Origin of the sequence: Nitratifractor sp., assembly GCF_015487065.1 — a bacterium.
GTDB lineage: Bacteria > Campylobacterota > Campylobacteria > Campylobacterales > Sulfurovaceae > Nitratifractor.
This window is the reverse complement of sequence record NZ_WFQN01000050.1, coordinates 1-17,077: the sequence shown is the minus strand read 5'-3', so window position 1 is coordinate 17,077 and position 17,077 is coordinate 1. Positions and strand designations below refer to the sequence as shown.

Annotated in this window: 20 protein-coding genes and 1 pseudogene; 18 read left to right on the top strand and 3 right to left on the bottom strand. The window is 54.8% G+C overall.

The annotated features are described in order from the left end of the window. Positions 1–32: 32 nt before the first annotated feature. The 17 genes from hisC to F8I07_RS02580 all read left to right on the top strand — a co-directional run bounded on the left by hisC (position 33) and on the right by F8I07_RS02580 (position 14,516). A complete protein-coding gene (gene hisC, locus F8I07_RS02660) occupies positions 33–1,127 on the top strand; it encodes a histidinol-phosphate transaminase (RefSeq protein ID WP_292655394.1) in 1,095 nt (364 codons plus the stop codon). Beyond that, positions 1,124–1,372 carry a hypothetical protein gene (locus tag F8I07_RS02655; protein ID WP_292655392.1) on the top strand — a complete coding sequence of 83 codons (249 nt, stop codon included), beginning with the start codon at positions 1,124–1,126 and terminating at the stop codon, positions 1,370–1,372. Before hisC ends, F8I07_RS02655 begins: the two co-directional genes overlap by 4 nt. After that, complete coding sequence (dxs, locus tag F8I07_RS02650; RefSeq protein ID WP_292655436.1) at positions 1,362–3,191, top strand: 1-deoxy-D-xylulose-5-phosphate synthase; 1,830 nt, start codon at positions 1,362–1,364, stop codon at positions 3,189–3,191. The genes F8I07_RS02655 and dxs overlap by 11 nt, the downstream gene beginning before the upstream one ends. Positions 3,192–3,308: 117 nt before the next feature. Then, positions 3,309–4,466 carry a methionine adenosyltransferase gene (gene metK / locus F8I07_RS02645; RefSeq protein ID WP_292655389.1) on the top strand — a complete coding sequence of 386 codons (1,158 nt, stop codon included), beginning with the start codon at positions 3,309–3,311 and terminating at the stop codon, positions 4,464–4,466. A gap of 395 nt (positions 4,467–4,861) precedes the next feature. Beyond that, entirely contained in the window at positions 4,862–5,821 is a 960-nt protein-coding gene (locus F8I07_RS02640) for a transporter (RefSeq protein WP_292655387.1), read from the top strand. Between the two features lie 24 nt (positions 5,822–5,845). Beyond that, entirely contained in the window at positions 5,846–6,367 is a 522-nt protein-coding gene (locus F8I07_RS02635) for a hypothetical protein (protein WP_292655384.1), read from the top strand. Between the two features lies 1 nt (position 6,368). After that, positions 6,369–7,337, top strand: coding sequence for an ABC transporter substrate-binding protein (locus F8I07_RS02630; RefSeq protein ID WP_292655381.1), 969 nt, complete (start codon positions 6,369–6,371; stop codon positions 7,335–7,337). After that, the gene (locus tag F8I07_RS02625; RefSeq protein ID WP_292655378.1) at positions 7,337–8,119 is read left to right on the top strand and encodes an ABC transporter permease; all 783 of its coding nucleotides are present in this window, start codon (positions 7,337–7,339) and stop codon (positions 8,117–8,119) included. Before F8I07_RS02630 ends, F8I07_RS02625 begins: the two co-directional genes overlap by 1 nt. After that, complete coding sequence (locus F8I07_RS02620; protein ID WP_292655375.1) at positions 8,107–8,844, top strand: ABC transporter ATP-binding protein; 738 nt, start codon at positions 8,107–8,109, stop codon at positions 8,842–8,844. Before F8I07_RS02625 ends, F8I07_RS02620 begins: the two co-directional genes overlap by 13 nt. Beyond that, positions 8,844–10,073, top strand: a complete 1,230-nt coding sequence (locus tag F8I07_RS02615; protein ID WP_292655372.1) for an NnrS family protein — start codon at positions 8,844–8,846, stop codon at positions 10,071–10,073. The genes F8I07_RS02620 and F8I07_RS02615 overlap by 1 nt, the downstream gene beginning before the upstream one ends. Before the next feature lie 169 nt (positions 10,074–10,242). Beyond that, entirely contained in the window at positions 10,243–10,530 is a 288-nt protein-coding gene (locus F8I07_RS02610; RefSeq protein ID WP_292655369.1) for a 4Fe-4S dicluster domain-containing protein, read from the top strand. 114 nt (positions 10,531–10,644) lie between these two features. Further along, the gene (gene ndk, locus F8I07_RS02605) at positions 10,645–11,058 is read left to right on the top strand and encodes a nucleoside-diphosphate kinase (RefSeq protein ID WP_292655366.1); all 414 of its coding nucleotides are present in this window, start codon (positions 10,645–10,647) and stop codon (positions 11,056–11,058) included. A 14-nt stretch (positions 11,059–11,072) separates the two neighbouring features. Next, entirely contained in the window at positions 11,073–11,447 is a 375-nt protein-coding gene (locus F8I07_RS02600; RefSeq protein WP_292655363.1) for a hypothetical protein, read from the top strand. 24 nt (positions 11,448–11,471) lie between these two features. Then, complete coding sequence (gene rpmF, locus F8I07_RS02595) at positions 11,472–11,624, top strand: 50S ribosomal protein L32 (RefSeq protein WP_292655360.1); 153 nt, start codon at positions 11,472–11,474, stop codon at positions 11,622–11,624. 17 nt (positions 11,625–11,641) lie between these two features. Then, positions 11,642–12,643 (top strand): phosphate acyltransferase PlsX, encoded by a 1,002-nt coding sequence (plsX, locus tag F8I07_RS02590; RefSeq protein WP_292655433.1) that lies wholly within the window; start codon positions 11,642–11,644, stop codon positions 12,641–12,643. 82 nt (positions 12,644–12,725) lie between these two features. Continuing rightward, positions 12,726–13,739, top strand: coding sequence for a beta-ketoacyl-ACP synthase III (locus F8I07_RS02585; RefSeq protein ID WP_292655357.1), 1,014 nt, complete (start codon positions 12,726–12,728; stop codon positions 13,737–13,739). Between the two features lie 111 nt (positions 13,740–13,850). Next, positions 13,851–14,516 carry a 3-methyladenine DNA glycosylase gene (locus tag F8I07_RS02580; RefSeq protein WP_292655354.1) on the top strand — a complete coding sequence of 222 codons (666 nt, stop codon included), beginning with the start codon at positions 13,851–13,853 and terminating at the stop codon, positions 14,514–14,516. Here the strand turns inward: F8I07_RS02580 and F8I07_RS02575 are convergent. The 3 genes from F8I07_RS02575 to F8I07_RS02565 are packed head-to-tail and all read right to left on the bottom strand — an operon-like array spanning position 14,479 to position 16,650. After that, the gene (locus F8I07_RS02575; RefSeq protein WP_292655351.1) at positions 14,479–14,778 is read right to left on the bottom strand and encodes a heavy-metal-associated domain-containing protein; all 300 of its coding nucleotides are present in this window, start codon (positions 14,776–14,778) and stop codon (positions 14,479–14,481) included. The two genes, F8I07_RS02580 and F8I07_RS02575, sit on opposite strands and share 38 nt — an antisense overlap. A 43-nt stretch (positions 14,779–14,821) precedes the next feature. Continuing rightward, positions 14,822–15,517 carry a mercuric transporter MerT family protein gene (locus F8I07_RS02570; protein WP_292655347.1) on the bottom strand — a complete coding sequence of 232 codons (696 nt, stop codon included), beginning with the start codon at positions 15,515–15,517 and terminating at the stop codon, positions 14,822–14,824. Continuing rightward, a complete protein-coding gene (locus F8I07_RS02565) occupies positions 15,514–16,650 on the bottom strand; it encodes a transglutaminase family protein (RefSeq protein ID WP_292655344.1) in 1,137 nt (378 codons plus the stop codon). The genes F8I07_RS02570 and F8I07_RS02565 overlap by 4 nt, the downstream gene beginning before the upstream one ends. Positions 16,651–16,899: 249 nt before the next feature. Here F8I07_RS02565 and F8I07_RS02560 point away from each other — a divergent pair. Beyond that, positions 16,900–17,077 (top strand): annotated as a pseudogene (locus F8I07_RS02560) (selenide, water dikinase SelD); the annotation flags it as partial.

Here is a 17,077-nt window from a genome sequence, read left to right as displayed (position 1 = left end):
GCGGAGTGTGAGATGAGAAGAGAAGGAAACCTATGAAATTCAATAAAGAGCTTGACGCGATCAAAACCTACGAAGCGGGTAAACCCATCGAGCTGGTGGTGAGGGAGTTCGGAATCCGCCCCGAAGAGGTGGTCAAACTCGCCTCCAACGAAAACCCTCTGGGGACCAGTCCGAAGGCGGCGGAGGCGATCCGGGCCAACGCCGACAAAGCGCACCTCTATCCCGATGACAGTATGTATGAGCTCAAGGCTTCGCTGGCGAAACGTTTCAACGTCGGGGAGGAGACCCTCATTATCGGGGCCGGCAGCGATCAGATCCTGGAGTTTGTCTCCCGAGCCAAACTTCATGAAGGATCCAAAGTCCTGATGAGCCGGGTCACCTTTGCGATGTACAGCATCTATGCGCTGCAGCAGGGGGCCGAGATTCTCCGTACCGCCGATTACCGTCACCGCAGTGATGAGTTTATCCCGATGATGCGGGAGCACAAGCCTGCAGTGGTTTTCCTCTGTACCCCCAACAACCCTACGGGGGATGCGACGGCACGGGAAGAGATTTTCAAAATCATCGAGGCGGCAGACCCGGATACTTTGGTGGTGGTCGACGGCGCCTATATGGAGTATGCGGCCGACCGGGATCCGGCCTATCGGATCGATCCGGCGGAACTGCTGCGCTATCCCAATGCCCTCTACCTGGGCACCTTCTCCAAAGCCTACGGTCTGGGAGGAATGCGGGTCGGTTACGGTATCGCGCAACCTGAGATCATTCAGGCCCTGATGAAACTGCGTCCTCCTTTCAACATTACGACCCTCTCTCTGGCGGCGGCGATTGCCGCCAACGCGGATGAGGCTTTTGTGCAGAAGAGCCTGGCGCTCCATCGGCAGGAGCTCCCCCGGTACGAGGCGTATGCCGAAGCGCACGGATTCGACTATATCGAGAGCTACACCAACTTTATCACCTGGCTTTTCCCCAAAGAGCGGAAGGCATCAGCAGTGGCCGAAGCACTGCTTCGCCGGGGGGTGATCGTGCGGGATCTGAGCTCCTACGGGATGAATGCCCTGCGGATCACCGTAGGGACTCCCGCGCAGAACGATCGGCTTTTTGAAGTGATGGATGAGGTACTGGGATGAGAAAGGTTCGTGTCTCGGCTTTCGCTCCCGATACCACGCTGCAGGTTGTGGGACCGGAGGAGTGGTTCAAGAGTGCCCCCGGGGATCAGTCCGCGGTTCTTTATTACAAACATCGTCTGGATGACGCCTGGTTTCAAACGCTTTTGGAAGAGCTCTCACTGGAAAAAAAACGTCTGAGCCCTGAGCGGGCCAGACGGTTGATCGTCGCGGCACTGCTCAAAGGAGAAGCCGTTGATAGAGATTAAAGATAAAACTCCCCGGGAACTGGAGGCGTTGGCTGCAAAGATCCGCCGCCGGATTCTCGAAGTGGTCAGCCGCAACGGCGGTCATCTGAGCTCTACTCTGGGGGCGGTGGATCTGATTATCGGGATGCACTATGTCTTCGATGTCTCCAAAGATCCCTTTATCTTCGATGTCTCCCATCAGGCTTATGCCCACAAACTGCTCACCGATCGCTGGGAAGCGTTTGAGACCCTGCGGCAGTTTGGGGGGATCAGCGGTTACACCAATCCCGAGGAATCTCCCTACGACTACTACAAGGCGGGGCACAGCTCCACCTCCATCTCTCTGGCGGTGGGAGCGGCCAAGGCGATCCGTCTCAAAAGGGAGGATCGCATCCCGGTCGTGATGATCGGGGATGGAAGTATGAGTGCCGGGATGGTCTATGAAGCCCTCAACGAGCTGGGGGATCGGAAATACCCGGTGGTGATCATTCTCAATGACAACGAAATGAGTATCGCCAAACCCATCGGTGCCTTGAGCCGCTATCTTTCCAAAGGGATGGCGGGCCCCTTTTATCAAAAGTTCAAGAAGAAGACCGAATCGCTTCTGGAGATGCTTCCCGAGAGCGCCAGCTATATGGCGAAGAAGTTCGAGGAGTCTTTTCGCCTCATCACCCCCGGAGTGCTTTTCGAAGAGTTGGGGATCGAATATATCGGCCCCATCAACGGCCATGATATCTCTTCGATCATCGAGACATTGCAGATCGCCAAATCCATGGGTAAACCGGTGATCGTCCATGCTCAGACGACCAAGGGCAAAGGGTACGAGCTTGCCGAAGGACCGCTGGAACACTGGCACGGCGTCGGACCTTTCGATATCGAAACGGGAGAACCGCTCAAAAAAGGCGGCGGTCCCAAAAGCGCGACCAAGATCTTTAGTGAAACGTTGATGGAGTTGGCGGAACGGGACAGCCGGATCGTCGGAGTCACCGCCGCCATGTCGGGCGGTACGGGCCTGGGACCGCTGATCGAGAAGTATCCGGAGCGGTTCTGGGATGTGGCCATCGCCGAACAGCATGCCGTCACCAGCATGGGACCGCTGGCCAAAGAGGGCTTCAAGCCCTTCTGCGCCATCTATTCCACCTTTTTGCAGCGGGGGTACGATCAGGTGATCCACGATATCGCTCTGATGGATTTGGGAGTGACCTTCGCCATCGACCGGGCCGGCATCGTGGGAGAAGACGGCGAGACCCATCAGGGAGCCTTCGACATCTCCTATCTGCGCCCGATTCCCAACCTGACCCTGGTGGCTCCCTACAACGAAACGAGTCTGCGAAAAGCGCTCCGTTTCGCTGCCGACTACTCCCGCCCGCTTGCGCTACGCTATCCCAGAGGTGCTTTCATGGCCCCGGATAGTGAAGTTCCCGACTATGAGTTGGGCCGGGCTCATCTGCTTCGGGAGGGGAAAGAAATTCTCTTCGTCGGTTATGGCAATGGGGTGGGGAGGGCTCTGTTGACGGCGGAGGCTCTCGGCGTTGCCTACCGTCCGGCTCTCCTGGATCTGCGCTTCGTCAAACCGCTGGACGAAGCACTGCTGCGGGAATTGGCGGACCGATACAATACCTGGTTCGTCTTCAGCGACGGTGCCCGGATGGGGGGAGTGGCTTCGGCCCTAGAAGAGTTCTTTGCAAACGAGGAGAAGAGGCCGGAACGGATCGTGAGCTTCGAGTATGACGATACCTTCATTCCCCACGGAAAGACCGAAGTGGTCGAGGAACATCTGGGACTGCGGCCCCGACAACTGGCGGAACGGGTTCTGGCGATCATGAAAGAAAGCCGCTAAGCCCCCGATTTCCCAGTCGGATTTGTATTTGAAGAAGGGTTTGTGTAAACTCTTCTTCAAGTCCAAAGTTATGATATAAAAGACTTGTTCAACTCACAGTTTCAAGGAAGAGAGACGATGACAAAAGAGTATATATTTACCAGTGAATCGGTCACCGAAGGGCATCCCGACAAGATGGCGGATCAGATCAGTGATGCGATTCTGGACTATATCATCGAACATGATCCCCGGGCCAGAGTGGCATGTGAAACGCTGCTGAGCAACGGTTATTGCGTCATTGCCGGAGAGCTCAAAACCCATACCTATGCTCCCATGCAGGATATCGCCCGGGAGGTGATCCGCCAGATCGGCTATACCGATGCCAGTTTCGGCTTCGACTACCGCAGCGCCGGGGTCCTCAATGGGATCGGGGAACAGAGCCCCGATATCAACCAGGGGGTCGACCAGGCTTCCGGAGAGACCGGCGCAGGGGATCAAGGGCTGATGTTCGGTTACGCCTGTCGGGAGACCGAGGAACTGATGCCCCTGCCCATCTCACTGGCCCATAAGATCACCGCCCGTCTGGCCCAGGTGCGCAAGGACGGAACTCTGCCCTATCTACGTCCTGACGGCAAAGCCCAGGTAAGTGTCCGGTATCGTGACGGCAAACCGGTGGAGGTAACCACGGTGGTGGTCTCCACCCAACATGCGCCGGAGGTGGAGCAGAAGCAACTGCACCGAGATGTACTGGAAGAGGTGATTCATGCCGTGATTCCCGAGGAGCTGATCGCCGAGGATATCGTCTACCATATCAACCCTACCGGCCGTTTCGTCATCGGCGGTCCCCAGGGGGATGCCGGTCTGACGGGCCGGAAAATCATCGTCGACACCTACGGCGGCAGCTGCCCTCACGGCGGAGGAGCCTTCAGCGGCAAGGATCCCACGAAAGTGGACCGCTCCGCCGCCTATGCCGCCCGCTGGGTGGCCAAAAACCTGGTGGCTGCCGGGGTAGCCGATCGGGTGACGATCCAGATCGCCTACGCCATCGGAGTGGTGGAGCCGGTTTCCATTATGGTGGAGACCCACGGCACCGGCAAAGTAGAGGAATCAAAGCTCGAAAGCTGTGTCAGGGATGTCTTCGATCTGCGGCCTGCCGGAATTATTCAGAGCCTCGATCTGCTACGCCCCATCTATCGCAAAACCGCCGCCTACGGCCATTTCGGCCGGGAGCTACCCGAGTTTACCTGGGAACGGACCGACCGGGTCGAGGAGATCCGCTCCTATCTGGGGCTCTGAAGCCTCCAAAAAGTTTCTCAGACGGAGTCCTGACTCCCCTTTATTATTCAATTCACTCATATCACGTCAGGAAAGGCCGATTCTTGGCATTTCCGAAAATGCTGATTTTACATTATCCGGAACTTCATCAGCAACATTCTGTATAACTCACCTCTTCTAGAAAAAAATTGATAGTCATTCTCAAATTCAGGAGGGGATAAGTTCTTTTTTAATAATCTTGCAAATGATTATCATTACCGAACAATAATGACATGAAATTCCATAGGAGGGTATGACCGTGACAGTAGGAAGTGGAAGCAGATATGCCAGGCGAATACTTTGCGAGGCTTCGGCTTTGTGCAAAAAGGCGCAAGCCTCCGAAAAGAATCAATCCACTCAAAAAAGGGAAAACAATAATGAAAAATAGATTCTTCGGTGCGACGCTGGCCGCTTGGGGTCTGGTCGCGACGGTGCAGAACCTTTCGGCACAGGTGATTCCCGGGATCGAGACCAAAGCGGGCGGCATGGTGGTCCCGCAGGGCAAACTGGTCATGGGGCTCAAGCATATCTATTTCAAACGGGACAGTATGTTTGACGGAACACACGAAGTGACCAACATGGAGCATCTCGATGCTACCGCCAATGTCACGCTACTGGCTCTGCGCTACGGCATCGCCAAAGATACGGATCTGCGTCTCGTGATTCCCTACAAGCAGATCAGAGCCACGGCCCAGCTGGGGCCCAACGATGTGGCGATTGACAATGCCGGCATCGGCGATGTCATTGTGATGGGGAAATATCGCTTTTACAACGACCACGGTTATCAGCTGGCCGTAGGGGCGGGGGTGAAGCTGCCGACCGGTTCGACAAGCAAGGGATTCAAAAAAGCCCCGCCCTTCGCCCGGGGTGTCAATACTCCCTTGCCCACCCAGCCGGGGACGGGAAAAGCGGAGTACAAATTGGAATTTGGGGCTTCCAAGATCTTCGATCCCATGCTTCGTGCGGATCTGCACGCGATGTACACCTATCGCCCCAAAGCGGAGCACGACTACGATTTCGGCAACGAGTTTCTTTTCGATGTGGGGGTGGTCAAGGGAATCACCGACACATTCAATATCGGTTTGGAGTACAACTTCAAATACAACAGCTCCACCGATATGGGCAACGATACCAACCCAATGTTGCGCTCCAAGCTTCCTTTCAAAGCTTTCAGCGGGAGTGCCGGCTACATCACGCCGGAGATCCAGTATCTGCCCTTCGGCAAGCCAAAACTCTTTTTCGGTGCGGGGGTGAGCTTTTTGGTGCATAAAAACCTCAAAGAGTATCAACCGCTGGAGAAACGACGGTTTCTTTTCCGTGTCGGCTATATGTTCTAAAAACCAAAACAAAAAGGATCAAACATGAGTAAAAAAACGATACTGATTGGACTCGGCCTGAGTGTCGCCACGCTCCTGATGGCCAAACCGAATCTCCCCATGGGGGATCTAAAAGCCAAACTGTCTCAGGTCGCCGGGGAACCGGGGATGTTCGTCCGGGGTAAAGAGAATTTTCCCAAAGACTATTTCCTTGTGCCGAAAAACCTCCCCTTTCTTGTGGGGTTGACACTGTTTCACCCCGAGAGTTCGACGTTGGGACTGAGCAAAGAGCAGATCGATAAAATCGTCGCCATCAAAAACAAAACAGTACCGATGGTGGTAAAGACGGCAAAAGATATCAAAATGCTGGAGCTGAAGCTCGCTCAGAATATTGCGATCGACAATCAATCACCCGAAGCGCAGGATGAGATTGTCGATGCCATCAGCAAGCTGCGAACCGAATTGACCAAAGCCCATCTGAGATGTATCAGGGCGGTGCGGGATATCCTGACGAAAGAGCAGTATGAGAAGCTTCTGAAATATGCCACCAGAAAGGGAGGAAAATAAGATGTTGAAAAAGATTCTGTTGACGCTTCTGCTCCTCATCGCCGGAGTGCAGGCAAAACAACTCGACAAAATCGTTATCGCCGGCCCCGCCGCCAATGTCTCCCATCCGATCTTTCATATGATCGAAAGCGGAGCATTGAAAGATGTCGCCAAAGAGGTGGAGTTCAAACTCTGGAACAATCCCGATCAGCTCCGGGCGATGATCATCAACAAAGAGGTCGATTTTGTCGCCGTTCCCACTAACGTGGGCGCGATCCTCTACAACAAAAAGCAGCCCATTCAGTTGCTCAACGTCTCGATTTGGGGGATTTTGCAGATCCTGGTGCGGGATAAAAATATCGATACCCTGGAGAAGCTCAAAGGCAAAACCCTGCTGGTCCCCTGGCGCGGCGATATGCCCGACATTGTCTTGCAAGCCGTGATGAAGAAAAAGGGGCTCACCCAAAAAGATATCCATATCAAGTATGTTTCCAACCCGATGGATGCGGCGCAGCAGCTCATTATGCGACGTCAGGACAACGCACTCCTTCCTGAACCCGCCACCTCGATGGTACTGCGAAAGACCCACTCTTTCCCGATCAAGATCATCGCACCGGAGCTCTACCGCGGTATTGACCTTCAAAAAGAGTGGGGCGAAGCCTTCGGAACCGCAGGGAAAATTCCCCAAGCGGGAATCGCCGCCGTCGGAGATATCCGAAAAAACGAGACGGTCGTCGCCGCCTTTGAGAAAGCCTATGAAGAGGCGATGAAATGGTACAAATCCCATCCTAAAGAGGCGGGAAAACTGGTAGTCAAATACACCAAAATGTTCACCCCCGAAGCGGTGGAGGACTCCATTTCCCAGGTGCAGATGCAAGTAGTTCCGGCTAAAGCGGCCCGCAAAGATCTGGAGTTTTTCTTCACGAAACTCAAAGAGCAAAGCCCCAAAATCGTCGGCGGCAAACTGCCGGATGAAGGTTTTTATCGCTGATGGACGCACTAATAAAAATCCTCAGGGATTTCCCCGCCTTTCTCTGGAGAGGGTGGGGGGCGGTCGCCGCTATTTTCCTCTTTATTGCCTTGTGGGATCTGGGAAGTCAGATCTACGGCGATATGATATTGCCCGCGCCGTTGAAGAGCTTTCAGGCGGCTTTGGCACTCTTTCACGACAGTGAGTTTCTTTCCAATCTCGATCTGACCGTCGAAAGAGTCGTCGTGGGATTCGGTGTTTCACTGGTCGTAGGCACTGTATTGGGGCTCATCGCCGGCTTTTTCGTCACCGCTTCGATCACGAGCCGCCCCATTATCACCATCTTGATGGGGATGCCGCCGATCGCGTGGATCGTCCTGGCGATGATCTGGTTCGGGATGGGCAACGCCACAGTGGAATTTACCGTGATCGTCGCCTCCTTGCCCATCGTCTTCATCGGTGCGTTGCAAGGCACCCGCACCCTCGAAGACAAGTTCGAGGAGATGGCCGATACCTTCAAAGTACCGCTGCTGATGAAGTTTATCGACATCTATCTGCCCCATATCTTCTCCTACATCTTTCCGGCCTGGGTGAGCGCGCTGGGGATGGCCTGGAAGATCGTGGTGATGGCGGAACTCCTGGCCGCCAGCGACGGAATCGGTGCCAGCCTCGCCATGGCCCGCAGTCAGCTGGATACCGAAACGGCGATGGCCCTGGTGGTCATCATGGTGGGGCTTTTGATGGTCGTAGAGTATATTTTCCTGGAGCCTATCAAGCAGGAGGTGGAAAAGTGGCGCGACTAACAGTGGAAAAGCTCCGTTTTTCTTTCGGATACAAGACGATTCTGGAAGATATCTCTTTCGAGCTCAATCAAGGTGAAGTGCTCTCAATCGTGGGGCCCAGCGGCGGCGGCAAGACGACGCTGTTGCGTCTGTGCGCCGGACTGCTGGATCGGCAGGAAGGGAGCATCGAAAACAGTTTCAAAACTCAGGCCATCGCCTTCCAAGATCCCCGGCTGCTGCCCTGGAAAAACGTCATCGACAACATCGCTTTCGGCCTCAAAGCCCTGGGAGTCCCCAAAGCTGAGCGTGAAAAACGGGCCAGAGAGATCGCCTTGACGTTCGACCTGGAAGAGGAGGATTTCGACAAATTCCCCAAGGAGCTCAGCGGCGGGATGAGTCAGCGGGTTTCGTTTGCCAGGGCACTGGTGACGCAGCCGGAGCTCCTTTTTCTCGACGAGCCCTTTTCGGCGCTGGATATAGGCCTCAAACGGGAGCTACAAAACCATATCATCGAACTGATCGCGCAAAAAGCGATCACCATCTTTTTCATCACCCACGATATCATGGAGGCGATTCGCCTCAGCGACAAGATTCTGCTCCTGGAGCCCGACCCGGGCCGCATCGTCAAGACCTACACCTTCGATCGGCCGCAACCCGAGCGCACCGACGAGTGGGTCTATGCCGAAACGGCCAAACTGCTCAAAGATCCATACATTATAAAGACATTTGAACTGGAGTTGAAATAATGGCCGCCACCGAACACTACGCCTACTACCCCGAAGGGGATTTTCCCCAGTATCTGGCCTACGGGTTTCGCCCGGCTTTTTTGCTGATGGCGCCTTATATGGTGCTCTCCATCCTGCTTTGGGCCTTTCATTATGCCGGCTATATTCCCCTGGGATTTATCCGCGACGGTATGAGCTGGCACATCTACGAGATGCTTTTCGGGGTGGGATTTTTGGGAATGGCGGCCTTCATCTTCACCGGGGCGCCGGAGCTCTATCCGGGTACCGTCCCGATCGTGGGAAACACCCTGCGTAACATCTTCGGACTCTGGATCGTCGGGCGCGTCGCTTTCTGGGCCATGGATCTGATCACCCCCTATCCGGCGGCCGTTATCAATATCGCCCTCTATGCCTGGATGACGCTGCTGGTGATCAAACCTATTTTCCAGGATCCGGCCAAACGTCACGTGAGCATCGCCTACGGTTTCGTGGCGGTTCAGGCGGCTCAGATCTGGTTTTACCTCGCTGTTTTCGGCTGGGTGCGGACGACGCCTCTGGAGATTTTGAAGGTGAGCCTGGGGATCTTTTTGGTGCTGATCATCCTCTCCATCCGTCGCGTCAATATCGAAGCGGTCAATGAAATATTGGAGCACGAGGGGTACGAAGAGATCTTTTTCGCCCGACCGCCGGCGTACAACCTGACGATCTTTATGATCGCTCTTTTTACGGCATTGGAGTTTTTCTTCCCGCAAAACAGGGCGCTAGGGTGGATCGCCCTGGGGACGGCATCGGCGTCGCTGGCGATTTTGAACGATTTCATCGCCTATGACGAGACCAACATCCTGGGCAAACGGCTCATCCGGGCCCTGATGACGGTACCGGTGCTTATCGCCGTGGGCTACGGGCTGATCGGATACAACTATCTGGCGGGTCAACCCTATTACAACGGCGACTTGCTGCATATGCTCACCTCCGGCGCGTGGACGCTCTCTTTTTATCTGGTGATAATCGTCATCACCATCGTCCACACGGGAAGGGACATCGCCAAAGAGAGAAAAACGTGGATTTGTATCGGAGTTTTTCTTATCATTCTCGCCGCCTGCTTGCGCACAGCTTCGGCTTTTTACCCCACCTATGCGATGACGCTCGATGTGGTCTCGGCACTGGTGTGGTCGCTGCCGTTTCTTCTCTACATCAAATATACGTTCAAATGGCTAATTTCTCCGAGGGCAGACGGAATACCGGGCTGAAGCGGTCCTTTCTCAGGGGCTCTTCCTTTGGAAAGATTTTCCTATTTCTTGGAATATGTGTCACCGGAAGTAGCATTTCAAGGACCCTCTTTCTGGAAAGGCTGCTTAAAGAGTCGTTTAATCTTCCTGTGATATAGTGTGATTCACAAAACGAACAAAGGAGAAACACATGGCAGTAATGATTACAGATATCTGCATCAACTGTGCAGCCTGTATCGACGAGTGTCCCGTCGAAGCGATTGTTGACGAGGACGATAACCCCACAGGTGAGGACACCTATTACGTCTATGCCGACAAGTGTGTCGAGTGTGTAGGCTATCATGATACTCCCGCTTGTGCCGAGGCATGCCCCACCGAGGGATGTATCGTATGGGCGGAGTGCGTCGAAGGAATGCCCTGCCGTGAAGATATCTCTGCAGAGGCCCGTGCCAATCACACCCCTGTCATCGAAGACTGATCTTCTCCACCGACCCGCGACGGCGGGTTGTAAAACAAAGCCCCTCTTTTAACTTTCCTTTAATACTCATTGTGGTATTATCCACCTCCAAAATTTTAATCAGGATCAATAACGATGGAACAGACCCTTTCGATCATTAAGCCCGACGCTGTCAAAAAAAATGTGATCGGCAAGATCATCGACCGTTTCGAGAGCAACGGACTGCGTATCGCCGCGATGAAAAAAGTGCAGCTGAGCCGTGCCGATGCCGAAGCCTTCTATGCCGTGCATAAAGAACGTCCCTTCTTCGGAGAGCTGGTGGAGTTTATGATCTCCGGTCCGGTCGTTGTCTCCGTCCTCGAAGGAGAGAATGCCGTGGCCAAAAACCGTGAGCTGATGGGCGCGACCGATCCCAAAGAAGCGGCTCCCGGTACCATCCGTGCCGATTTTGCCGAGAGCATCGATGCCAACGCCGTTCACGGAAGTGACTCGTTGGAAAACGCCGAGAAAGAGATCGCCTTCTTCTTCGCCCGCCGGGAAATTCTCTAAACGAAGTTCTCGCGATGAAGATCTCTTTCAACAAGGTGGGGCGCAGCCCCGGAGAGTTCTGCCTGAAAGCAGAGACTCTGGAGATGGCCGGAACCCTGTTGCGAGAGGGAAGTCATGAAGTAAAGCTCAGCTCGACGATTGCAGGAGAAATCACCCTGATTTGCGATCGCTGCGGAGCGGAGTTTACCGAGGCGCTTCATCTTCCGTTGAATCTCACATTGACCGATCAACCTCGGAAGGTCACTGAGGATTTGGATACAATTGAGTTTCTGGACGGCGTGATTGACATCGCCGCCCTGATGGAGGGTGAAATCGCCTCCTACCGTTCCGCCTATCACTACTGTCCGGCCTGTCGAGAGGCCGGGAGTGATGTGGATATCGAATATTGATACACCATATAGAAAGGATAAATTATGGCAGTACCCAAGAGAAGACACAGCAAAACCCGCGCCGCCAAGCGCCGCACTCACTACAAAGTCAAACTCCCCCGGCCCGTCAAAGATGCCGACGGTACCTGGAGAATGCCTCACCGCATGAACCCCACGACAGGTGAATACAAGTCCTGATGAGCTCCGGTGATCGGTTGATCCGCATTGCGATCGATGCGATGGGAGGGGATTTCGGTCCCGAACCCATCATCGAAGGATGTATGCAGGCGATGGATGAACGGCGTTTTCTTCCCATTCTCGTCGGCGACCGTGATGCGATTCTCTCTTTTCTTCCCGAATATTACCTGGAACGTGTGGAGATCGTCGAAGCAAGCGACGTGATCGATATGCACGATCAGGCCACCAATGCCCTGCGCCGGAAAGATTCCTCCATCTACAAGGCGGTGGAACTGGTCCGGGACGGCAAAGCCGATGCGGTAGTCTCCGCCGGACACAGCGGAGCTACCATGACATTGGCTACGCTCAGGATCGGCCGTCTGCCCCACATCTCCAAACCGGCTCTGGCGACGCTGATGCCCAACGTCAACAATGCCAAAACCCTGGTGCTGGATGTGGGGGCTGTCGTGGAGTGCAAAGCCCGAAATCTCTATGAGTTCGGTGCCATGGGAGAGGTCTATGCCCAGGAAGTGATGGGGATCTCCGCTCCCCGTGTCGGTCTGCTGGCCAACGGGGAAGAGGAGTCCAAAGGGAACGAACTGACCAAAGAGGCTTTCCCCCTGTTGAAGAAGATTCCCGGATTCATCGGCAACGTCGAAGGACGGGACATCTTCAACGGGAGTGTCGATGTCGTCGTGACCGACGGCTTTACCGGCAATATCCTGCTCAAGACCAGTGAGGGAGTCGCCGACGCGATCTTTACGATGATGCGTCAGGAGATCCGTAAATCCCTCCCGGCCAAGATCGGCGCGCTTTTGATGAAAAAGAAGGTTTTCGCCCGTCTCAAAAAGCAGGTGGATTATGCGGAGTACGGCGGAGCCCCCCTTCTGGGGGTGGACGGTTGTGCCATTGTCAGCCACGGCTCCAGCAACGCCAAAGCGATCAAAAACGCTATCTTCCAGGCGATCAATTATACCCGGTCGGATGTCAACAAACGGATCGAAGAACTTCTAGAGAGTGCCAACGGTGCCCAGGAGTGATCTCCTGCGGTGACAGACAGTGGAGTAATAAAGCCCCCCTATGCTAAAATAACCTTCTGCTATTGACTGGCGAAGGAGTCTTATGTCCCGTTCTACCCCCATTTATGCCGCTATGCGTTCTATCGGAGCCTATGTCCCCCCTAAAATTCTGAGCAATGCCGATCTGGAAAAGATGGTCGATACCAGCGACGAGTGGATCGTCAAACGGACCGGGATCCGGGAACGTCACATCGCCGATCCTGATGTGGCGACCAGCGATCTGGCTGTGGAAGCGGCTCGGGATGCCATCGCCCGGGCCGGTCTGGAGCACGAAGAGATCGATCTGGTCCTCTGTGCGACGGTGACACCGGACTACTTCAATATGCCCTCCACCGCCTGTATCATCTCCGACAAACTGGGGATCCGTAATGTCCAGGCCTTCGATATCTCAGCCGCCTGCAGCGGTTTTGTCTACGGCCTCAGCATCGCCAAAGCCTTTATCGAATCGGGAATGAAACGCAACGTTCTGCTCATCGGAGCGGAAAAGTTCAGCTCCATTGTGGACTACACCGATCGGAGTACCTGCATTCTCTTTGGTGACGGAGCGGGAGCGGCGGTGATCTCCGCGACAGAGAATCGGGACGAGGGGATTGTCGATATCCATGCCAGTGCCGACGGCAGCTATGCCGACTTCCTGATGACCCCCGCACCGGGTTCGGTCCATCCTGCCAGCTGCGAAGTGATCGAGCAGGGGCTTCAATATGTTAAGATGAAGGGGAACGAGACCTTCAAACTGGCGGTGAAGACCCTGACCAAAGATGTGAAAGAGATCCTGGAGAAGAACGGGATTCCGGCGGAGAAAATCGACCACTTCGTCCCCCATCAGGCCAACTACCGGATCATCAAGGCCGTGGGAGATGCGCTGAAGATGCGGGAGGATCAGATTATTGTGACGGTGGAGAAGTACGGCAATACCTCCGCCGCCTCCATCCCCATGGCCATCAATGATATTTATGAAGAGGGACGCCTGCGTTACGGAGATCTGATGCTGCTGGATACCTTCGGCGGCGGTCTGACCTGGGCTAGCGCGTTGCTTCCCTTTGCAGGGAAGAATTAATAGTTAACAGTTAATAGTTAAGAATTGTGGTTGCAATGTTTAAACGTGTTAACATCCGCCAACTCTTGTTACTAGTTACTAGTTACTAGTTTCTGGTTATTCGTAAAAAAAATGATCAGCGACTCCCTCGATCTTCTCTCCCGTCTCAAATCCCTCGGATATGACAATCCTTCCAGAGATCCCTGGTGGTGGCCCGAAAGCGGTACTTTCACGGTGGTGGTAGGGGCGATCCTGACCCAAAACGCCAACTGGGAACGGGTAGAGATCTCTCTGGAGAATCTGCGCAACGAAGGGTTGCTCTCACCCGAGCACCTGGCAGAATATCCTGCAGCCTCTCTGGAAGGGCTGATCCGGCCCAGCGGTTTTCATACCGCCAAGGGACGCAATCTCAGAGAACTCAGCCGTAGAGTCATCGAAGAGTTTGGGAGTTTCGAAACTTTTCGTGAAACGGTGGAGCGCGACTGGCTTTTGGCGCGACGGGGGATCGGACCGGAGACTGCCGATGCGATCCTCAACTACGCCTGCTATCGGGAGGCTTTCGTCGTGGACAGTTATACGGCCAGACTTTTGGAGACATTGGGCTATGAGCTCTCGAATTATGACGAGGTTCAGGCGTGGATGTTGGAAGGGCTGGCAGGCAGGGAGGAAGAGCTCTTCCCCGGTCTACCGAGCGCCCAGGTCTATGCCCGGGCCCACGGCATGGTGGTGGAGTATTGCAAAGTCAACCGCAAAGGGCGGGCTATTGTTGTGGAACCTCTGCTGAATTCGCAGGAGTGACGGAGAGAATCTTCCCTTCGTAACCCGCTTTTTTGATCGCCTCCAGCAGACGGCTGGTATTGAGATCATCCCGGAAGCGTACGGTAGCTTTCTTCGTATTGAGCTTGACTTTGGCTTTGAGGACGCCGGGCGTCTTTTTGAGGGAGCGTTTGACCGCTACGGTGCAGAGGGGGCATGTCATTCCCTTTACGTCGATCACGGCGATCTTCTCTCCCGCGAAAAGAGTCCCCATCAAGCAAGCGAAAATCAAAAAAACTCTCATCTATAAAAAACCTCCATCATTTCTCATCTTCCATTTTCCATCTTCAATCTCCCATCACCCATCCCATCCACCAGGGATAGCTGACCATAACGGCTACAAAGAGCGTTCCCAGCGTCAGATAGAGCGTATAGTTTTTACAGAGACTGGTGGCGCAGGCGATGCGTTCTTTGCGTCCTCGCGACCAGTCGAACCAGAGCCAGCCGACAACGGCGACAGCGGCGAAGCTGAACCAGGCGTGGTAAGGCGCGAACCACTGCAGAAAGCTCAAAGAACCCACACTGACTCCGAAGAGGAGAAAGAGCAGCGGCCCCAGACAGCAGGTACTGGCGAGGATCGCCGAGACGATTCCCCCGAAAAGCAACATATAAAACTTCTGGGCCTCTTTTTTCTCCTGGGCCGCCTGGGCGATCTGGGCGGCCCGAAGCGCTTCGTCAGGGCTCCTCCCCTCAGAGAAGGAGGTGTCAAGCTCCCGGGTGACTCTGTTGTCATCGGCTGTGACAGTCTCCGCAGGCTCCAGCGTACATTCATATCCCTTGACAATGCTCAGAATCACATGTCTGGGCCCTAGCTTCTTCTCCTCGAAAAAAAGCCCCTGACTCTTGACAAAACGCTTGACATTTTCGATGGAGGAGAGGGTATTGAGCTCTACGTCCAGGATCTCCTCCTGCAGGCTTTCCAGCGCTTCCTTGGTGCGAAGAACCGGCACCGGGCAGTCGAGGTTGCGGCAGTCGAGTTTCACCGTTTCGTGATCTCCTGGGACGTGATGCGATAGGCGAACTCTTTGGGGAAGTAGTAATCCAGCGGCTCATCCTCCACTTCGGCATAGGGGTAGCCCAGCATATTGATGGGGTACTGCTCCGGTTTGGGGGAGAGGATGAAGTCCCGGCCCCAGTTGAAGCCGACCCAGTTCATCTCCCAGCCGTGCAGGTAGCGCCGTTTGAGCTCCTGGACTTTGGGGTCGTTGTATTTGCGGCTTTCGACCAGCTCCAGCTTGGTGATGTCCGCCGGATCGCTGGGGATCCAGCCGAGGCCGGGGATGTAGTATTCGGCCCGGCAGTGCTGCCAGGTACTGATCTCGGCGAAACCTTTATCGTCCGCCTTGCCCAGGGCTTTGGAGTAGTGGGAGAGCCCCAGACGGATTCCGAAGACCTCCCGGGCGGGGATTCCCGCGGCGCGCAGCAGGGCAACAAAGAGAGAGCTGATATCGGTACATTTGCCGCCGAAATAGCCGCTATTCATCATTTTGCCCGCATCGCCGGAACCGCAGCCGATCACCTTGGGATCCCGGAAGGTCACCTGGGTAACCCAATCGTAGATTCGTTTGACTTTTTCGAAGCGGTCGCTGACCCCGCGGGTCAGTTCGTCGGCCTTGGCCTTGATCTTGCCGTCGGTGGGGATGTGGGCGGTGGGTTTGAGGAAGCGTCGGACCTCTACCGGGATGGGAAGGTTGCGCTTGCTGGCGGCTTCGATGGCTTTGAGCGGGACGCTGCGGTAGCGGGTCTCGATCTCCATCTCGATCTCCAGCGTCTTGGGCCGGGGGCTCTTCTTCCAGTCGGCATAGAGGATGGAGACGTCGTAGCTGTTGTCGTCGTTGAGGTTCCAGTGGTCGTAGTTGCCCTTGAAGTTCAGGATCCGTACGTTCTGCCAGGGGGCCTGATAGGGCATGGGGTTCCAGAGGCGGGCGGGATAGGGGCCTTTGCCGTCGGGGTTTTTCAGATCGAAACGGTAGCGGACCCGAAAACGCCGCTTTTCCTGAGAGATCTTCTCTTCACTTTCATAGGTCGACTCCGCGGCCCGTAGAGGGGCAGTACCGCCGGCGAGTCCGGCGGCAGCCGCGATGGAGATCGTTTTGAGAAAGTCACGTCGTTGCATGATGATTCCTTTGTCACAAATATTGATTACTGGAAAATATGCTCTGATAAGGGTGTCTGGAGATTGCTCCGGCATCTTATGAGTGCCCGTCCCGCGGGCCAATGCATTCGGAGGGAATTTTAGCATATTCTTATCCCAACCATTAGAAGTGATTCACTACGTTGAACCGTGAAGATCCGTTCCTTATGCAAAATTGGAGATAATATGGGGAAGAAGAAGTCATAGTTTTGGAAAAAGGAGGAGATCCGAATGCGGGAACTTGACAACAGTCACAAGCTGACCAAGTTCGTCAAAGCCGCCGGTTGAGCCGCCAAATTGGGTCCGGGGGACCTTTCACATATTTTGGCGGATCTGGTGAGCAATGATGAGCGATTGGTCGTGGGAATCGGCAGCAGCGAAGATGCGGCGGTCTACCGTCTCGACAGTG